A 16298-nucleotide genomic window follows, 5' to 3' on the forward strand; every position below is an offset into this window, starting at 1 on the left:
GCCCTACCCTGCCTGCGGTGAAATAGCCGCCTATTTCACCCACACAGGTAGCTGCAGCATGCACTCACGTATAACGACTCAATGCGAATCACCCGTTCCCCTGCCGCGCGCCCTTGCCCAAGCCCTGGAACACCAGGTGCTGGATATCGATGGCGACATCAAGGCAATCACCCAGGTACCGGGCAGCGACCAATGGCTGGTGGCAATTGATTCAGGCTACGGCTTCTGCGTGGCCCGCCTGCACGCCGACCTCACCCTGGACGACACCTTCGGGCTGCCGGGCAGGGGCTACTTCTTCGACAGCTTCGACACCGCAAGCTTCGACTTCACCGCCGTCAACCAGATTGCCTGGGTAAGCGGCAAAGTGCTGGTGGTGGGCGCTACCTGCGACTTCGATGTCGACCGCATCGCCTTGGCGCGCTACCACGCCGATGGCCGCCCGGACCTGTCATTCAATGGCGATGGCAAGCACATCCTCGAACTGCCCCATTCGCGCCGCCGGCCGCGCAAGCAACGTAGCGGCACCCTGCACTCGGCCATCTTCACCCCCCAGGCGCCGGTGGTGATGACCGACGGCAGCGTAGTGCTGTTTTTCCTCGAAACTGACGAGCAGCACCCCGAAGGCAGGGCCTTCCTGGTGCGCCTGGATGCATCAGGCAACCTGGATTCTGGTTTCAATCAGCAAGGCTTCGCCCAGGTACAGTTCGAAGGCCGCAATGTGGTACCCCGGGGCGTCACTCGCCAAGGCAACGACCTGCTGGTGTTTGGCGCCACCCGCGCAGACGAAGAAGGCGGCAGCCTGGGCCTGATCGCCAGGTTCAACGCAGACGGCCATCGCGACATGACCTTCAACGGCAGCGGTTTCATCGTGGTGGGCGACGCCTGCAGCCAGGCCATGTTCAGCCAGGTCACCACCAATGAGCATCTGGAGTTCTTCGCCGCCGGCACCTTCGGCAGCGAATTGCTGGTAACCCAGCGCCGCGCCGACGGCACCCCGCACTCGGGTTTCAACGCAGGCGTGCCACTGCTGGTGACGCTGCCGTTCGAAGTCACCGGGGTAAGGGCCGCAACCTGCCAGCATGACGCCCTGCTGCTAGCCGTCACCGCCGGCGCCATCGAGTACAAGGGTACCCTGGTGCGCCTGGCGGCAGATGGCAACTTGGACGCGAGTTTTGCCGCCGGCACCGGCTACCTGATGGCCGAACATGAATCGGAATACCTGGCGCTGGGGTTGGAGCCCGATGGCGCCATCATCGCCGCGGGTTACCTGTACCAGCAGGGGTATTACGCGTGGGTGCGGCGCTTTGATGGCGATGGGTTACGGCAGGTCGCGCTGCCAACCGCAAAGACTCGGCGACGCATCAGGTTGGCGGCGCGCTAGTGGGTACCTGTCAGTTCTTACAGTTTCGCGGCCAGCCCGTAGGTTGCCTAATGCGTAGCGACGACACCGCCCCTGGAGTCGTCCCCCCCCCATGAGGCATATGACCATGCAAACCACCGATAAACAATTTGCGCCGTTGCTCGCCAAGATCAAGGCGTCACGGGCTGCAAGCCGGCCTGGCAACCTTGCCAGCATAGAGGATTTCGAGGGTGAAATCGTAGCAATCCATCATCTGCCGGACGGCAACAAACTGCTCGCCATCCAGCTCTGGGATGAGTTCGTACTGGCTCGCGTGAACGCGGGATTGCAGTTGGACCCAGGCTTTGGTGATGGGGCTGGCTTCATCGTCGACGTTTTCAGCCCAAGGTCCGGCTACTCCGCAGCCCATAGCATCGCCGTAGCCAGCGACGGTATTTTCCTGGAAGGCGAATTCTTCGATTTCGATGAATACCAGAGCATGGCCGCACTGGCAAAATACACGTTCGACGGCAGTATCGACTGCAGCTTTGACAACGACGGCAAGCTGGTACTCGATACCCTGCCAAGGCATACGACTAACGGCATGCGCCGTCAGGGGCGGCGCGCGGCGCGACACGTTTCTTCACAGGTAGTGCTGGACGACGGCAGGATCGTGCTGTTGCTGCTGGAGGCAACGTGGGAAAATTCCGACGGCACCACACAATTGATCCGGCTGAATGCCGACGGCTCCTTTGACACCAGCTTCAACCACACCGGTGTCGCGCACGTCAGCATTGGTGGCCTGGAGATCAACCCCGGCGGCCTGCATGTACTCGAAGGCAACAAGCTGCTGGTGTACGGAGGCACTCAGCCAGCGGACAACAGCGCCTACGCGGTGATCGCCCGCTACACCGATGACGGCCAACTGGATGACACATTCAATGCCGAGTCGTCACCAGGGTTCATTGCCATTGGTGAACCGCTCCACCGGGCGCGCTTTGGGGCACTGCTGGTAGACGAAGACGAGAACCTGTTCGCGCTCGGCAACCTGGAGGGTGACGTGCTGATGGCGCACTGCAAGAAGGATGGCCGCCCCGCGCCCGAATTCAATGATGGGCAGCCACTGCGCTTTGCCTTGGCGCAAGCACCGCTGGAACGTTTGTACGCCGCACACTGGCAGAAAGGCGAGTTGGTGGTCGCAGGCACCGCCGTTGCCGACAGGGAGCGCAGGGGCGTGCTGCTGCGCCTGAGCCGCCAAGGCGAACTGGACGCCGGGTTCGGCAATGGTCAAGGCTACGCAGTGGCCGACCTTGAATCGGAATATTTCGACGTGCTAGTGGAGCCAAACGGCGACATCCTGACAGGCGGCTACTTCACCGACTCATCCGACCATGCCTCGCTGAAGAATCACGGCCCCCATGGCAACGCCGCCCAACCCTCAGGATCGGGCAACAAACACATCCGCCAGCACCTGGTTACGCGCCACCCCCGCCAGAAACAGGCGCTTTGAATAGGCTTCCACGCTGGCGGGGGCACCGCACACCAGCGCCCACGTCTGGCGCGACGTGGGCCTGAGGCTTGAAAGTGCTTTTTCCCATTGCTCAGGGACGAGCAATTGCACCTTGACGCCAGGGTGCTGGGCAGCAAGCTCCATCAACTCGCTTGCCAGGTAATGTTCATTGGCTTCGCGCGCCAGGTGCACCACCTGGATACCCCCCTGATGCCCCTGCCGCAACGCCTCGCGCAGTATCCCGTACAACGGCGCCAACCCGGTGCCTGCCGCCAGCAGCCACAGCGGCTGGTCCTGCCAGTCCGGGTCATAATGCAAGGCACCGCCGCGCAGCTCGCCCAGGCGCAGGGCGTCGCCCGCTTTCAGCGTGCGCGCCACCTCGACGAAGGCGCCCGGCTGGCGGCAGTCGATATGGAACTCCAGGAAGCGATCTTCCTGCGGCAGGCTGGCCAGCGAATAGGGCCGCGCCACGCCGGTCTCGGTCCACAGCACCAGGTGCTGCCCGGCCTGGTAGCGCAATGGCCGCCCCGGTTGCAGGCGCAAGCGCAGCACGTGGGGGCTCAGCCAGTCGCAGCTTTCCACCTGCGCGGGCAACCCGTCGGCCTTGGGGTCGAACACCGCCACCGTGAGGTCATCGACCACCTGGCACTGGCACGCCAGGCGCCAGCCTTCTTCGCGCTTGCCGGCATCGAGGGCGTCGGGCTTGCGGTCCAGTGGCTCGCCGCGCAGGCAGTGCACCAGGCAGGCATGACAGCTGCCGGCGCGGCAGCTGTAGGGCACGTGCAGGCCTTGGGCATTGAGGGCGTCGAGCAAATTCTGCCCCGGCGCCACCGACCAGCGCTGCTGGCCAACGGTCAACTCAGGCATCGGCGCCTTCCCAAGCTGCCGCGCAACGGTTGCGGCCGCCGCGCTTGGCACGGTACAGCGCCTGGTCGGCACGGTGCAGGGCATCGTCCAGGTCATCGCCTTCCAGCAGCAGGGTCATGCCTACCGACAGGCTCAGATTCTGTACTTCCAACCCCTGCAATTCGGCGGTAGCGAAGGCCAGTCGCAGACGTTCGCAGCACAGGCTCAGGCGTTCGGTATTGCAGTCGGGCAGCAGCAACACGAATTCCTCGCCGCCGTAGCGGGCCAGCACATCGCCTTCGCGCAGGCAGGCGGCAGCGACTTCGGCGAACACTTGCAGTACCTGGTCGCCGGCCGCGTGGCCGTGCACATCATTGATGCGCTTGAAATGGTCAAGGTCGATCAGCGCCAGGCCGTGCTGGCTGCCGGCATTCATGGCCAGCAATTCGCGGCCGGCCAGGCTGAGGAAGTGCCGGCGGTTGAACAGGCCGGTGAGCTCATCGGTGGCCACCAGGTCTTCAAGCTGGCGCATCATGCCGCGCAAGGTGTCCTGGTGGGCCTGCAGGGCGTAGCGGCGCTGGCGCATGCGCTGCCGCGAGGCTTGCACGTAGCTGGCGTACAGGCACAGCCACACCAGCACCACGAACAGCACGCACACCTGGATGGCGGCAAGGCCTGGGTCGGGCAGCTGCAATTGGTAACCTTCGTAGAGGTTCAGCCCGGCGAAGCTGAAGAACACCAGCACGGCGCAGCGCACGAACACCCGCCGCGTCAGGTGGAACAAGCCGAATAGCAAAATCAGCACGTACAACACCAGGAAAGTACCGCGCGCGCCGTCCAGGTTGGCCATCAGCCAGGTCTGCCAGAGCAGCGCCAGCAGCACCTGGAATTCGGTCATGCTGGGGTCGCGGAAGCGCCGGTTCCAGCCCTTGAAAAACACCAGCGCCAGCGCACCCTGGGTCACCACCACCAACAGTGTGGTGACTACGGTGGTGGTGATCGAGGCGCGAAAGTACTCGCTGAGCGTTGCCACCCAGGTCAGGATCAACACCAGCCCGTAGGTGCCGGCGGCTAGGGTGAAGCGCTTGATCAGCAGCTTCTGTAAGGTTTTGTCGGTCACTCGTTGACTCACCGTGCTCAAAGGGATTCCTTCCCGTCCTGGCACCAAACGGCGCTATGGCCAGGTGCCACTTTAGTGCTACCCGTCAAAAATAACTATCCAATTTTGCACACGCTGTATAACTGTCCTGTACAACTTTTGAGCTATACCACGCGCCGATAACCGCCCCGCCTTTGACTATCGGCGTGTGTCGACGGGCGCCAGGTGCGGTATACTGCCGCGCCTTTTTTGCGTCGGTCGCAGCTGCCCGGCGCGTCTTGAAAGGTCGTTTCGATGGTCGCCCGACGTGTCGAAATACCTTAACGAATGTTCCCGTCTTTAAGAGGAGCGCGCCGCATGACCGTGATCAAGCAAGACGACCTGATACAGAGCGTCGCCGACGCCTTACAGTTCATTTCCTACTACCATCCGGTAGATTTCATTCAGGCCATGCACGAAGCCTACCTGCGCGAAGAGTCGCCGGCGGCCCGTGATTCCATCGCCCAGATCCTGATCAACTCGCGCATGTGCGCCACCGGCCACCGGCCGATCTGCCAGGACACCGGCATCGTCACCGTGTTCGTGCGCGTGGGTATGGACGTGCGCTGGGATGGCGCCACCATGAGCCTGGACGACATGATCAACGAGGGCGTGCGTCGCGCCTACAACCTGCCCGAGAACGTCCTGCGCGCCTCGATCCTGGCCGACCCGGCCGGTGCTCGCAAGAACACCAAGGACAACACCCCGGCAGTCATCCACTACTCCATCGTTCCCGGCAACACCGTGGAAGTGGACGTGGCAGCCAAGGGCGGCGGCTCCGAGAACAAGTCGAAGATGGCCATGCTCAACCCGTCCGACTCGATCGTCGACTGGGTACTGAAAACCGTGCCGACCATGGGTGCCGGCTGGTGCCCACCGGGCATGCTGGGCATCGGCATTGGCGGCACCGCCGAGAAAGCCGCGGTGATGGCCAAGGAAGTGTTGATGGAATCCATCGACATCCACGAGCTGAAAGCCCGTGGCCCGCAGAACCGTATCGAAGAGATCCGCCTGGAGCTGTTCGAGAAGGTCAACCAGCTGGGCATCGGCGCCCAGGGCCTGGGTGGCCTGACCACCGTGCTCGACGTGAAAATCATGGACTACCCTACCCACGCAGCCTCGCTGCCGGTGTGCATGATCCCCAACTGCGCCGCCACCCGTCACGCCCACTTCGTGCTGGACGGCTCGGGCCCTGCGGAGCTGGAAGCGCCGGACCTGGACGCCTACCCGGAAATCGTCTGGGAAGCCGGCCCGTCGGCCCGCCGCGTGAACCTCGACACCCTGACGCCGGAAGAAGTGCAAAGCTGGCAGCCAGGCGAGACCATCCTGCTCAACGGCAAGATGCTCACCGGCCGTGACGCCGCGCACAAGCGCATGGTGGAAATGCTCAACCGCGGTGAAACCCTGCCGGTGGACCTGAAGGGCCGCTTCATCTACTACGTCGGCCCGGTCGACCCGGTACGCGAAGAAGTGGTTGGCCCAGCAGGCCCGACCACCGCTACGCGGATGGACAAGTTCACCCGCCAGATCCTCGACCAGACCGGCCTGTTGGGCATGATCGGCAAGTCCGAGCGTGGCCCGGTGGCCATCGAGGCGATCAAGGACTACAAGGCCGTCTACCTGATGGCAGTGGGCGGCGCGGCCTACCTGGTGGCGCAAGCCATCAAGAAATCGCGCGTGGTGGCCTTCGAAGAGCTGGGCATGGAAGCGATCTACGAGTTCGACGTCAAGGACATGCCGGTTACCGTTGCGGTAGACAGCAAGGGCGAGTCGGTACACATCACCGGCCCGGCGATCTGGCAGCAGAAGATCAGCGAAAGCCTGGCAGTTGAAGTGAAGTAAGGTCGCAGACCTTGCATTGAAAAAGCCCGGCCTGTGTGCCGGGCTTTTTTATAAGGCCCCGTAGCAGCTGCCGCCAGGCGGCGTCCCGCCGCGCCGCGGCGTGCCTGCAATTCACAGTTGCCCGCCCCTGTAGCAGCGGCCGCAGGCCGCGTCCGGATTCGCCGCGGTGTGCCGGGAAAATCGGAACGCGTTGGACGCGGCCTGCGGCCGCTGCTACAGGGCGGTTAGGTCAGGCGTGGGCGGTCATCGGTACCACCGACGCCGCGCGCGGCACCGCCGCCACCGCGCGCCGCTGGGTCAAATAACGCATGCAGCTCACGCGCAGGAACGAGGCAAAATTGACCACCTCGCCGCGGTAGTCCATTACCTCTTCATAGAGTTTGGTGATCAGCTGGTTGGTGCTCATCCCATCGGCCTCGGCAATTTCGCTGAGGATGTCCCAGAACTGGTTTTCCAGGCGCAAGGTGGTCACCACGCCACGAATCCGCAACGAACGCGAACGCGATTCGTAGAGGATGGGGTCGGCTTTTACATAGAGCTCGCACATGGGCAAATCCTCATGGAATGATCTGGGTCCCCAGCAGCCCCAGGAAGCCTGCCAGCCAGGCGGGGTGCGCCGGCCAGGCCGGTGCGGTGGCGAAGTTGCCCTGCACGTGCGCCTGGTTGACCTCGATGTCGATGAACCGGCCACCGGCCAGTTTCACTTCCGGGGCGCAGGCGGGGTAGGCACTGCACTCGCGGCCTTCCAGCACACCGGCGGCGGCCAGCAGTTGGGCGCCGTGGCACACGGCGGCGATGGGCTTGCCGCTTTGGTCGAAGGCCTGCACCAGTTCCACCACCTTGGCGTTGAGGCGCAGGTATTCAGGGGCTCGACCGCCCGGAATGACCAGGGCGTCGTAGTCGGCGGCGCGCACCTGGGCGAAGTCGAAGTTCAGCGCGAAGTTGTGCCCCGGCTTCTCGCTGTAGGTCTGGTCACCTTCGAAATCGTGGATGGCGGTGCGCACGCTCTGCCCGGCGGTCTTGTCCGGGCACACCGCGTGCACCACGTGCCCGACCATCTGCAGGGCCTGGAACGGCACCATCACTTCATAGTCTTCGACGTAGTCGCCGACCAGCATCAGGATCTTTTTCGCGGCCATGCTGTGACACTCCTATAGAACAGCGTAGATAACTTCTCGCCTATCAAGTTAGCCCCCCGGCATGGGTACCGGGTAATACGCGGTTACTACTCATCGGATAGCGTCACTCACGGCGCCCGAACACGGTGATGGTCAGGCGGTCCAGCCAGCCGAACACACGCTGCTGCACGCGGCCCCACAGCGGGCGGCGGCGCCAGTCGGCAATACCGATGGGCTGGCTGGCCTGGAAGTCGTCGAGGAAGCTGCGTTCCACCGCCTGTGTCAGCGAGGCATCGAGCGCCTCGACGTTGGCCTCAAGGTTGAAGCGCAGGTTCCAGTGGTCGAAATTGCAGGACCCTACACTGACCCAATCGTCGATCAGCACCATCTTCAAATGGGAAAAGCACGGCTGATACTCAAAGATCTTGACCCCGGCCTTCAGCAGGCGCGGGTAATAGTTGTGCCCGGCGTAACGTACCGACGGATGGTCGGTGCGTGGCCCGGTCAGCAGCAAGCGTACATCCACCCCGCGCCCCGCCGCCCGGCGCAGCGAGCGCCGAACCTTCCAGGTGGGCAGGAAATACGGCGTGGCCAGCCAGATGCGTGTGCGGCCACTGTTGATGGCCCGCACCAGCGAACGCAGAATATCGCGGTGTTGGCCGGCGTCGGCATAGGCTACGCGGCCCAGGCCCTCGCCACTGGCCGGCATGCGCGGCAGCCGCGGCAAACCGAAATGGGTGGCAGGCCGCCACGCCGTACGGCGCAGGTTGGCGCGCCATTGGCGGTCGAACAGCATTTGCCAGTCCGCAACGAGGGGCCCCTGGATCTGCACCATCACCTCGTGCCACTCGCTGTCGGGCTGGCCCGGCTGCCAGAACTCATCGGTAAGCCCGGTGCCACCCACCGCTGCCCACTGCTGGTCAACGATCAACACCTTGCGATGATCGCGGTACAGGTTGCGCAGCCCGCGGCGCAGGCGCACCGGGTTGTACCAGCGCAGCTCCACGCCCGCATCGATCAGCACCTGGCGCAACCCGGCGCTCAGCGCCAGCGAACCGTAGTGGTCGAACAGGCACCGCACCGCCACCCCCCGCCCGGCCGCCTCGGCCAATGCCTGGATCACCACCCGTGCGCACTCGCCCGACTCCACCAGGTACAGCTCCAGGTCGACCTGCGCACGCGCCTCGGCAATGGCCGCGAGCATGCGCGGGAAGAACACCGGGCCGTCGATCAGCAGCTCGAAGTGGTTGTCGGGGCGCCAGGGGAAGATTGGGCCGGCCATGCAACCTCCTGTTACAGATTGGAGACCAACCATAACCGCGGGGGGGCACAACGGCAATGACGAAGAGTGCGGTTACGGAATCAGACGGCAGCCCTGCCGGGAGCCAGCCCACACCGCCGTGGCGCCCTGCCCCAGCCCCCGCGCTGACACGCGGGTGTTGGCCGCATCATCCTCCAATGCACTCAAGGGCAACCACTGCTTCACATACCCTGCGCAGTAGCCCGCCGACTGCCCCATCACGTACCGGCACGAGCAGTATTCCTTGGCGCTGTAGGCGCTGAGAATGCCGGGGAACGCCAGCAATGCCACGCGTTCGTGCCACAGCGACAAGGCCAGCGCTAGCACGATCACCACCGTTACCCCGCGTTTCATTGCCGCGCGCCCTGGGCGAATGCAGCGGTGGCCAGTTTCAGCAGCTGGTTGTGCTGGTAGCTGGCGTCGCGGTCATCGCCCAGGCGCACGATGACCAGCTTCTGCTCGGGCAGCACGTACAGCGCCTGGCCCCAGTGGCCCAGCGCGGCAAACGTCTGCGCCGGGGCGTCGGGCCAGGGCCGGGGGGCGTTGCCCACGGCTTGGTTGAGCCACCACTGGCCGCCGCCCGTGGCTTCGCCAGGTTCGGCAACGGCGTGCTCGAAGGGGCGACGGTTGAAGGCCACCCAGGTTTTGGGTAGCAGTTGCCGGCCCTGCCAGCGGCCGTCGCGCAGCATCAGCAGGCCCACCCGCGCCAGGTCGCGGGCACGCAGGTAGGCGTAGGACGAGGCCACGAACACGCCGCTGCCGTCGATCTCCCACACTGCCTGCTCGATGCCCAGCGGCTGGAACAGCGCCTGCCATGGATAGTCGGGGTATTCGCTGGCGCCAACCATATGTTGAAGCGCAGCGGACAACAGGTTGCTGTCGCCGCTGGAATAGCGGAATACCTGGCCGGGCGCGGCGAAGCTGCCCAGCCCTGCGGTAAACGCTGCCATGTCGTTACGGCCACGGGTGTAGAGCATCGCCACCACCGAGGAGTACAGCGGCGCGTATTCATAGTCTTCCTGCCAGTCCAGGCCCGAGGCCCAGTGCAGCAGGTCGGCCAGGTGCACGTCAGGGTGGCGGGCCATGGGCGGGTAATAGGCCGCCACCGGGTCATCGAGCTGAAAACGGCCCTGGCCGTAGGCAACGCCCAATACGCAGGCCATCAGGCTTTTGCTGATTGACCAGGTGCTGTGCAGGGAGTCGGCGGTGAACGGCGGCGCATAGTGCTCGTAGACCAGGCGGCCATCGCGAATCACCACCAGGGCATCGGTGCGCACACCGGCACGGGTGCTGTCGTCGCGCGGGGGGAAGGCATAGCCGGTCAGGGCCTGCACCGCCGGCGTGGGCGGCTGCAGGTCCTGGGCCCACTGCTGGCCGGGCCAGTCCTCGGCGAGGGCTGGCAGGGCGAATACAGCGAGAAGGCAAAGCCAGGGTGTGCGCATGGCGCGCAGTGTAGAAGGCGAATGTGACAGGTATTCGCGCTCGGACGCTGCCTGCGGCAGCTGCTACAGGGCCAGGGTTTCCACGGCTTTATCCAGGCGTTTCTGTCGGGCGCCGCTGGCCAGGGTCAATAGACCGCGATCGCGTTGCCACACCGCCACCAGCTCGGCAGGGCCGCTGGCGAATGCCTGCTCCAAGGCCCCGCCCAGCGCCGCGAACTGTTCGAACACGCCCCCCAGCAGCACATGGCTGGCCGCTGCATCGGCGCACTGGCGCGTGGCTTCGGCACAGCTGCCCAGCAGCCCCACCAGGCGTAGTTGCAGCGCCTGCGGCCAGCCATGGTCCTGGCCGCAGGCATACAGCCAACCGAGCATGGCGCTGAGCACATACAGGTCTTCCAGGCTGCGGAACGGTTTGACGTAGGCGTCCCAGCCGTCACCGGCCAGGCGTTCGCACAAGGCATTGTCCAGGTGCAGACGGCTATGGCTGATTTCCGGCATCAAGGCAATCGGCGGCAACGGTTCCAGGCGCACGCCCGGCTCGCCGGGGTACACCACCACCAGGCTCAGGCGCGGCGCCTGGCCGGCGCTCTCGCTGCGGGCGGCCACCAGCAGCCAGTCGGCGGCATCGCCGGCGGTGACGAAATCCTTGCGGCCATTGAGGCGCAGGTCGGCCAGGCGGGTCTGCAGGTCGGCGGGGCGCAGGCTGTGCTGTTCGGTGGCGCAGATGGCCCCAAGGCTGGGTGGCGCGCTGGGCCACAACACCCGCAATGCCGCCTGGTAGCCGACCAAAAAGGCCAGGCCCGGGCTGTGTACCGCCTGGCCGCCGAGCACCGCCAATTCGAACGGCGACACCGGCCCCAGCCGCTCCAGCAACGCCGTGTAGGTATCAGTCAAAGACGCCGCCAACGGCAGGCGTTCACGCACATTGAGCAACTTGAGCCAGGACATGGGGCGCTCCTTGGGGGCTGTCATACAAGCATCACCAAAGCTTAACGGTGATGACACTGGGCCTACCTAGGCTGAGCTTGCACAACAAAGTGGACCGGCCGCAACCCCATGGCTGGCTTTTGGAGACTCGCAATGACTCAGATCGCTCTATCTGGCGTTACTCGCACCGAACGTCGCCTGCAAGCCGAACGCCTGGCCGGCCCCCAAGCGCTGCGCGAAGCCCAAAGCCTGCGCTTCAACGTGTTCAGCGGCGAGTTCAACGCCAAGCTCAAGGGTGCCGAACTGGGCCTGGACATGGACGACTACGACGCCCACTGCCGCCACATCGGCGTGCGCGACCTGAGCACTGGCGAACTGGTAGCCACTACCCGCCTGCTCGACCACACCGCCGCCCACGGCCTGGGCCGCTTCTACAGTGAAGAAGAATTCAGCCTGCACGGCCTGGGTGGCCTGCAAGGGCCGATCCTGGAAATCGGCCGCACCTGCGTGGCCGCCGACTACCGCAACGGCGGCACCATCGCCGTGCTGTGGGGCGAACTGGCCGAAGTGCTCAACGAAGGCGGCTACAGCTACCTGATGGGCTGCGCCAGCATCCCCATGCAGGACGGCGGCGTACAGGCCCGGGCGATCATGCAGCGCCTGCGCGAACGCTACCTGTGCACCGAACACCTGCGCGCCGAACCGAAGAACCCGTTGCCCGAACTGGACGTGCCACACAACGTCATCGCCGAAATGCCACCGCTGCTCAAGGCCTACATGCGCCTGGGCGCCAAGGTCTGCGGCGAGCCGTGCTGGGACGAGGAATTCCAGGTGGCCGACGTGTTCATCCTGCTCAAGCGCGAAAACCTCTGCCCGCGCTACGCCCGTCACTTCAAGGCGGCGGTCTGATGGCGCGCGGGCGCGTGTACGCGCGCGTTGCCCGGGTGCTGCTGGTGGTCGCCCTGGGGCTGGGCATGGCGGCTATCTTCACCCTGTATGAACGCCTGCGCCTGCGCAACTCCATGGTGCGCCGCCAGCGCTGGTCGCGTTTCTTCATGGCCCGCCTGAGCCACGCCCTGCCCTTTCGCGTAACCGTGCATGGCAACCTGCCCAACCAGCCAATGCTATGGGTGGGTAATCATGTTTCCTGGACTGACATCGCCCTGCTGGGCCAACTGGCACCGTTGTCGTTCCTGTCCAAGGCTGAAGTGCGTGCATGGCCGATCGCCGGCTGGCTGGCGCTGAAGGCCGGCACCCTGTTCATCCGTCGCGGCTCGGGCGACAGCCAGCTGATTCGCCGGCAGATGACCCGCCACCTGGGCAGCCAGTGCTCGTTGATGATCTTCCCCGAAGGCACCACCACCAACGGCCAGGCCCTGCGCACGTTCCACGGCCGCCTGCTGGCCAGCGCCATCGAGGCCGAGGTGCCGCTGCAACCGGTGGCCATCCGTTACCTGCGCGACGGCGCCATTGATCCGCTGGCGCCGTTCATTGGTGAAGACGACCTGCTGTCACACCTGATGCGGTTGTTCAGCAACGATGTGGGCGATGTGGAAATTCACCTGCTGGCGCCAATCCCCAGCGCCGGCATGGAACGCGCAGCGTTGGCGTTCCAGGCGCAGGAAGCGGTGCGCGTGGCGTTGTTTGGGCAGATCACCGAACAGGCCGAAGCCGCGTAACCCCGTAGCAGCGGCCGCCAGGCCGCGTCCCCAGGCGCCACAGCAGCGCGGCCGGACGCAGCCTGCGGCAGCTGCTACCGGCGGGCGAACTGCTGGAGGATGGGGTAGAAGGCGCGGAAGTCGTCGGTGAGCGGTTCGTAAAGCACACGCACTTCTTCCATCGCGCCCAACATCCCTTCCGGCTTCGAGAGCCGCCGCGCAATGCCGTTGAATACCTGCTCCAGCACCTCGAAATCCGCGTACGAACCCAGCCAATCGTCGGCGATCATGTAGGGCGCCATGCGCGCCAAGCGGCCCGGCAAGGCTGGCTCGGCGCTCAGCACACGGTAGACCCCGGCGGTGTATTGGCGCAGCGACACGTTGGAGTAATCGGCCCAATGCCGCGCCAGGCAGTGGTCGAAAAACACGTCGAGAATGATCCCCGCGTACCGCCGCCGTGCTGCAGGAAAGCGCGCCAATGCCGCCAGCACCAACGGGTGGCTGTCGGTAAAGGCATCGATCTGCCGGTGCAGCTGGATGGCCGCCAGCAACCGCGGCGCATACTGCTCCTCCAGCCGGCCCTTGACGAAATCGCCATACAGGCTGCCCAGCAGTTGTTCAGGTTCCTGGCCGCCCAGGTGCAGGTGCGCGAGATAGTTCATGCCTTCAGCGTATCACTTGCCAGCCGTATCGTTATAACCCGATATAGCGATTTGTCCGGCCCATAGCACTCGATCATATTTGTATATCGCGATTTACAGATATATATTTCGCCTCAACGCGATATACGCTGAACCCACCGAGCACTGCTGCCATGCCCCTTGATCTCGACGAAATAATAAAAGCCCTGGCCCACCCAGTACGGCGAGAAATCCTCAACTGGCTGAAGAACCCTGAAGTCGAATTCCCTGACCAGCAGCACCACAGCACCGACATCGGCGTGTGTGCCGGGCAGATCGACCAGCGCTGCGGCCTGTCGCAGTCCACGGTTTCGGCCCACCTGGCGACGCTGCAGCGCGCCGGGCTGATCAGCAGCCGCAAGGTCGGCCAGTGGCACTTTTTCCAGCGCAACGAGGAAACCATCCAGGCCTTCCTCAAGCAGATGAGCCAAGAGCTCTGAGCGCGCCCGTCATTCCTTTTGCCAACTCAAACCCTGTGAGGCTAGTCCCATGACCACGATTTTCGATCCGATCAAACTTGGCGACCTCGAGCTGCCGAACCGCATCATCATGGCGCCCCTGACCCGCTGCCGCGCCGACGAAGGCCGCGTGCCCAACGCCATGATGGCTGAGTACTACGTGCAGCGCGCCAGCGCCGGCCTGATCCTCAGCGAAGCCACCTCGGTCACCCCCATGGGCGTGGGCTACCCTGACACCCCGGGTATCTGGTCCAACGACCAGGTGCGCGGCTGGACCAACATCACCAAGGCCATCCACGGCGCCGGCGGCCGCATCTTCCTGCAGCTGTGGCACGTAGGCCGCGTCTCCCATGAAAGCTACCTGAACGGCGAAACTCCGGTAGCGCCAAGCGCCATCAAGCCGGCAGGCCACGTCAGCCTGGTGCGCCCGATCACCGAGTTCCCGACCCCGCGCGCGCTGGAAACCGCTGAAATCGCCGACATCGTCGAGGCTTACCGCCAGGGCGCGGAAAACGCCAAGGCTGCCGGTTTCGACGGCGTCGAAGTGCACGGTGCCAACGGCTACCTGCTGGACCAGTTCCTGCAAAGCAGCACCAACAACCGCACCGACAACTACGGCGGCTCGCTGGAAAACCGCGCGCGCCTGCTGCTGGAAGTCACCGATGCGTGCATCGAAGTGTGGGGCGCCGGCCGCGTAGGCGTGCACCTGGCACCGCGTGCCGACTCCCATGACATGGGCGACGCCAACCGCCTGGAAACCTTCAGCTACGTGGCTCGCGAGCTGGGCAAGCGTGGCGTGGCATTCATCTGCGCCCGCGAAAAGCAGGCCGACGACAGCATCGGCGCCGCGCTGAAGGAAGCTTTCGGGGGCCCATACATCGTCAACGAACGCTTCACCAAGGCCAGCGCCAACGCCGCCCTGGCGGCCGGCACTGCTGACGCCGTGGCCTTCGGCATACCGTTCATTGCCAACCCCGACCTGGTGGCGCGACTGGCTGCCGATGCACCGCTGAACGACGCCAAGCCGGAACTGTTCTACGGCAAGGGTGCCGAGGGTTACCTGGACTACCCGACGCTGTAAGCCTGGCCTGAAAAAAAAAGCCCCGGTGCGCGAGCATCGGGGCTTTTTTATTTCCGGCCGATCACTGCCGGGTATTGATCTGCTGCTGCAGGTTCTGGATCTGGCTTTGCAGAGTGTTGATGTTGCGCGTGGTCTGCCCGCGGAACGAGTCGAACTCGGCAGTGTTGGTACCGGCGGCCGGGGCCGGGCGGTTTTCCACTTCGCTCTTGAGCACCACCAGGTCCTGCTCGACGCTGTCCAGGCGGCCGCTGACGTTGCCCTGTTTCTTCAACGCGGCGATATCCGTGGCCAACGCCTTGATCTCTCCGTCCAGCTTGCCTGCGTCGGCCTGGCCCGCCTTGAGGCTGGCAAGGTCGGCGGTCAGGCCCTTGAGTTGCGCCTGCACCTGGTCATTCGCCGCCTGCTGCGCGGTGGCCAGCGACAACGCCTGGTCCAGGCGCTTGCCCAGGTCACCCTGCTGCCCCGCCACGCCCTGTTGCTGACGGCCCTGATCCTGCAATTGCGCCTGCAACTGCTTGATCTGCAGCTTCAACTGCTCGCTGCCGGTGTTGGCGCTGGACTCGGTGGCCACCACCTTGCCGCTGATGTCCTGCAGGCGCCCCGCCGCTTCTTCGCTGATGCGCGCGAAGCTCTCCTGGGTGGCAACCAGTTGCTGTTCCATCAGCGAGATCTGCTGGAAGCTCCACCAGCCCAAGCCCACCAGCGCGATGGTCAGTGCCCCAACCAGGGCCCACAGGCCGCCGGTGCTGGGGCCCTTTACCTTGACCACCGGCGTGGTGCGCGAATACACCGTGGTGCGCTCGCGCTCGGCGGGGGTGGCGGGGGCGAAGTCGTCGTCATCCCCGTCCTTGGCGCTCAGGCGGGGCACATTGTCAAAATCGTCGTCACGGGCGTCGTTGCGCATGGGGAAACCTTGTATGTAGCACGATGATGGCTAAATAGTGGTGCGAGTATACCCG

General features: G+C 64.7%; 17 protein-coding genes. 7 read left to right on the top strand and 10 right to left on the bottom strand.

Going from position 1 to position 16298, the window contains the following annotated elements:
• Nucleotides 1-58: 58 nt before the first annotated feature.
• Both AC0SZ7_RS30270 and AC0SZ7_RS30275 read left to right on the top strand, forming a co-directional pair.
• Nucleotides 59-1381, top strand: a complete 1323-nt coding sequence (locus AC0SZ7_RS30270; RefSeq protein WP_475507773.1) for an NHL repeat-containing protein — start codon at nt 59-61, stop codon at nt 1379-1381.
• A gap of 106 nt (nt 1382-1487) precedes the next feature.
• On the top strand, nt 1488-2849 hold the full coding sequence (locus tag AC0SZ7_RS30275; protein ID WP_475507774.1) for an NHL repeat-containing protein: 1362 nt from the start codon (nt 1488-1490) through the stop codon (nt 2847-2849).
• Here AC0SZ7_RS30275 and AC0SZ7_RS30280 read toward each other — a convergent pair.
• On the bottom strand, nt 2778-3716 hold the full coding sequence (locus AC0SZ7_RS30280; RefSeq protein ID WP_475507775.1) for an iron-sulfur-binding ferredoxin reductase: 939 nt from the start codon (nt 3714-3716) through the stop codon (nt 2778-2780). The genes AC0SZ7_RS30275 and AC0SZ7_RS30280 overlap by 72 nt on opposite strands.
• Nucleotides 3709-4815, bottom strand: coding sequence for a GGDEF domain-containing protein (locus AC0SZ7_RS30285; RefSeq protein WP_475507776.1), 1107 nt, complete (start codon nt 4813-4815; stop codon nt 3709-3711). Before AC0SZ7_RS30285 ends, AC0SZ7_RS30280 begins: the two co-directional genes overlap by 8 nt.
• Before the next feature lie 336 nt (nt 4816-5151).
• Between AC0SZ7_RS30285 and AC0SZ7_RS30290 the strand changes: the two genes are divergently transcribed.
• Entirely contained in the window at nt 5152-6675 is a 1524-nt protein-coding gene (locus tag AC0SZ7_RS30290) for a fumarate hydratase (RefSeq protein ID WP_416426750.1), read from the top strand.
• A gap of 229 nt (nt 6676-6904) precedes the next feature.
• On the opposite strand, the gene AC0SZ7_RS30295 is transcribed toward AC0SZ7_RS30290, so the two are convergent.
• From AC0SZ7_RS30295 to AC0SZ7_RS30320, 6 genes are all read right to left on the bottom strand, one after another.
• Complete coding sequence (locus AC0SZ7_RS30295; RefSeq protein WP_475507777.1) at nt 6905-7222, bottom strand: ribbon-helix-helix domain-containing protein; 318 nt, start codon at nt 7220-7222, stop codon at nt 6905-6907.
• Nucleotides 7223-7232: 10 nt separating this feature from the next.
• Nucleotides 7233-7814: a DJ-1/PfpI family protein gene (locus AC0SZ7_RS30300; RefSeq protein WP_475507778.1), complete on the bottom strand. Its 582-nt coding sequence runs from the start codon at nt 7812-7814 to the stop codon at nt 7233-7235.
• Nucleotides 7815-7917: 103 nt separating this feature from the next.
• Nucleotides 7918-9075 (bottom strand): phospholipase D-like domain-containing protein, encoded by a 1158-nt coding sequence (locus AC0SZ7_RS30305; protein ID WP_475507779.1) that lies wholly within the window; start codon nt 9073-9075, stop codon nt 7918-7920.
• 72 nt (nt 9076-9147) lie between these two features.
• The gene (locus tag AC0SZ7_RS30310; protein ID WP_475507780.1) at nt 9148-9447 is read right to left on the bottom strand and encodes an amidase; all 300 of its coding nucleotides are present in this window, start codon (nt 9445-9447) and stop codon (nt 9148-9150) included.
• A complete protein-coding gene (locus tag AC0SZ7_RS30315) occupies nt 9444-10535 on the bottom strand; it encodes a serine hydrolase domain-containing protein (RefSeq protein WP_475507781.1) in 1092 nt (363 codons plus the stop codon). Before AC0SZ7_RS30315 ends, AC0SZ7_RS30310 begins: the two co-directional genes overlap by 4 nt.
• Before the next feature lie 63 nt (nt 10536-10598).
• Nucleotides 10599-11483, bottom strand: a complete 885-nt coding sequence (locus AC0SZ7_RS30320) for an acyl-CoA dehydrogenase family protein (protein ID WP_475507782.1) — start codon at nt 11481-11483, stop codon at nt 10599-10601.
• A gap of 132 nt (nt 11484-11615) precedes the next feature.
• Between AC0SZ7_RS30320 and olsB the strand changes: the two genes are divergently transcribed.
• Together olsB and AC0SZ7_RS30330 are read left to right on the top strand one after the other, a co-directional pair.
• The gene (olsB, locus tag AC0SZ7_RS30325) at nt 11616-12371 is read left to right on the top strand and encodes an L-ornithine N(alpha)-acyltransferase (RefSeq protein WP_475507783.1); all 756 of its coding nucleotides are present in this window, start codon (nt 11616-11618) and stop codon (nt 12369-12371) included.
• Nucleotides 12371-13141, top strand: coding sequence for a lysophospholipid acyltransferase family protein (locus AC0SZ7_RS30330; protein ID WP_475507784.1), 771 nt, complete (start codon nt 12371-12373; stop codon nt 13139-13141). The genes olsB and AC0SZ7_RS30330 overlap by 1 nt, the downstream gene beginning before the upstream one ends.
• Nucleotides 13142-13215: 74 nt before the next feature.
• Here AC0SZ7_RS30330 and AC0SZ7_RS30335 read toward each other — a convergent pair whose 3' ends face one another.
• The gene (locus AC0SZ7_RS30335; RefSeq protein ID WP_475507785.1) at nt 13216-13782 is read right to left on the bottom strand and encodes an acyl carrier protein phosphodiesterase; all 567 of its coding nucleotides are present in this window, start codon (nt 13780-13782) and stop codon (nt 13216-13218) included.
• Between the two features lie 152 nt (nt 13783-13934).
• Here AC0SZ7_RS30335 and AC0SZ7_RS30340 point away from each other — a divergent pair, with 152 nt between their 5' ends.
• Nucleotides 13935-14240 (top strand): ArsR/SmtB family transcription factor, encoded by a 306-nt coding sequence (locus AC0SZ7_RS30340; RefSeq protein ID WP_475507786.1) that lies wholly within the window; start codon nt 13935-13937, stop codon nt 14238-14240.
• A 49-nt stretch (nt 14241-14289) separates the two neighbouring features.
• Entirely contained in the window at nt 14290-15339 is a 1050-nt protein-coding gene (locus AC0SZ7_RS30345; protein ID WP_475507787.1) for an alkene reductase, read from the top strand.
• Nucleotides 15340-15400: 61 nt separating this feature from the next.
• On the opposite strand, the gene AC0SZ7_RS30350 is transcribed toward AC0SZ7_RS30345, so the two are convergent.
• Nucleotides 15401-16243 carry an ATPase gene (locus AC0SZ7_RS30350; protein ID WP_475507788.1) on the bottom strand — a complete coding sequence of 281 codons (843 nt, stop codon included), beginning with the start codon at nt 16241-16243 and terminating at the stop codon, nt 15401-15403.
• Nucleotides 16244-16298 lie beyond the last annotated feature (55 nt).

The sequence above is a fragment of the Pseudomonas sp. JC1203 genome, assembly GCF_056175065.1.

Excerpts from the sequence above, each read along its gene's own strand:
- AC0SZ7_RS30270 (WP_475507773.1), top strand. The coding sequence starts at position 59 with ATGCACTCACGTATAACGACTCAATGCGAATCACCCGTTCCCCTGCCG.
- AC0SZ7_RS30275 (WP_475507774.1), top strand. The coding sequence starts at position 1,488 with ATGCAAACCACCGATAAACAATTTGCGCCGTTGCTCGCCAAGATCAAG.
- AC0SZ7_RS30280 (WP_475507775.1), bottom strand. The coding sequence starts at position 3,716 with ATGCCTGAGTTGACCGTTGGCCAGCAGCGCTGGTCGGTGGCGCCGGGG.
- AC0SZ7_RS30290 (WP_416426750.1), top strand. The coding sequence starts at position 5,152 with ATGACCGTGATCAAGCAAGACGACCTGATACAGAGCGTCGCCGACGCC.
- AC0SZ7_RS30295 (WP_475507777.1), bottom strand. The coding sequence starts at position 7,222 with ATGTGCGAGCTCTATGTAAAAGCCGACCCCATCCTCTACGAATCGCGT.
- AC0SZ7_RS30300 (WP_475507778.1), bottom strand. The coding sequence starts at position 7,814 with ATGGCCGCGAAAAAGATCCTGATGCTGGTCGGCGACTACGTCGAAGAC.
- AC0SZ7_RS30305 (WP_475507779.1), bottom strand. The coding sequence starts at position 9,075 with ATGGCCGGCCCAATCTTCCCCTGGCGCCCCGACAACCACTTCGAGCTG.
- AC0SZ7_RS30310 (WP_475507780.1), bottom strand. The coding sequence starts at position 9,447 with ATGAAACGCGGGGTAACGGTGGTGATCGTGCTAGCGCTGGCCTTGTCG.
- AC0SZ7_RS30315 (WP_475507781.1), bottom strand. The coding sequence starts at position 10,535 with ATGCGCACACCCTGGCTTTGCCTTCTCGCTGTATTCGCCCTGCCAGCC.
- AC0SZ7_RS30320 (WP_475507782.1), bottom strand. The coding sequence starts at position 11,483 with ATGTCCTGGCTCAAGTTGCTCAATGTGCGTGAACGCCTGCCGTTGGCG.
- olsB (WP_475507783.1), top strand. The coding sequence starts at position 11,616 with ATGACTCAGATCGCTCTATCTGGCGTTACTCGCACCGAACGTCGCCTG.
- AC0SZ7_RS30330 (WP_475507784.1), top strand. The coding sequence starts at position 12,371 with ATGGCGCGCGGGCGCGTGTACGCGCGCGTTGCCCGGGTGCTGCTGGTG.
- AC0SZ7_RS30335 (WP_475507785.1), bottom strand. The coding sequence starts at position 13,782 with ATGAACTATCTCGCGCACCTGCACCTGGGCGGCCAGGAACCTGAACAA.
- AC0SZ7_RS30340 (WP_475507786.1), top strand. The coding sequence starts at position 13,935 with ATGCCCCTTGATCTCGACGAAATAATAAAAGCCCTGGCCCACCCAGTA.
- AC0SZ7_RS30345 (WP_475507787.1), top strand. The coding sequence starts at position 14,290 with ATGACCACGATTTTCGATCCGATCAAACTTGGCGACCTCGAGCTGCCG.
- AC0SZ7_RS30350 (WP_475507788.1), bottom strand. The coding sequence starts at position 16,243 with ATGCGCAACGACGCCCGTGACGACGATTTTGACAATGTGCCCCGCCTG.